This window comes from Mesorhizobium sp. M7A.F.Ca.CA.002.05.1.1, assembly GCF_003998335.1.
Classification (GTDB): domain Bacteria; phylum Pseudomonadota; class Alphaproteobacteria; order Rhizobiales; family Rhizobiaceae; genus Mesorhizobium.
The window spans coordinates 1-678 of sequence record NZ_RZQI01001521.1; the positions used below are offsets into that span (position 1 = coordinate 1).

General features: G+C 66.2%; 1 pseudogene. It reads left to right on the forward strand.

From position 1 onward, the window contains the following. Window positions 1-625, forward strand: a pseudogene (locus EN939_RS36795) (3-deoxy-D-manno-octulosonic acid transferase); the annotation flags it as partial. Window positions 626-678 lie beyond the last annotated feature (53 nt).

Below are 678 nucleotides of genomic sequence, written 5' to 3' on the forward strand. Positions count from 1 at the left end.
GATAGGCACGCGCCCGACCTGGGCGGCGATCTCGACCCATGACGGCGAGGAAGTGGTCGCGGCTGAAGTCCACGCGACGCTGCACAAACGCCACCATGGTCTTCTGACGATCGTCGTTCCGCGTCATCCCGATCGCGGCGAGGCGCTTGCGGCGCAGATTTCCGGCATGGGCCTGAAGGTCGCGCGGCGAAGCAAGGGCGACAGGATAGCCGCCGACACGGATATATTGCTCGGCGACACGATCGGCGAGATGGGACTCTATCTCCGGCTGACCGAAATCGCCTTCGTCGGCCGCTCGCTGACCTCCGAGGGTGGCCAGAACCCGCTGGAACCGGCCATGCTCGACACCGCGGTTCTCGCCGGGCGCAATGTTCAGAATTTTCGCGAGGCCTACCAGCGTCTCCTCGACAGCGGCGGCGCCAAGCTGGTGCGCGATCGCGACATGCTGGCCGGCGCCGTCAATTTCCTCCTGACCAACGAAGTGGCGCGCCACGAGATGATGGCGGCGGGTGTGGCGACCGTCGACGAGATGCGTGGCGCGCTGGCGCGCACGCTGAAATCGCTTGAGCCCTATATCCAGCCGCTGGTCGTCAAGTCGCGCCTGAAGGGCGCGAACGGTCGCTAGCGTGGCCTCTGAAGCACCACCATTCTGGTGGGAAGAGCCGGACTGGCGGGGGC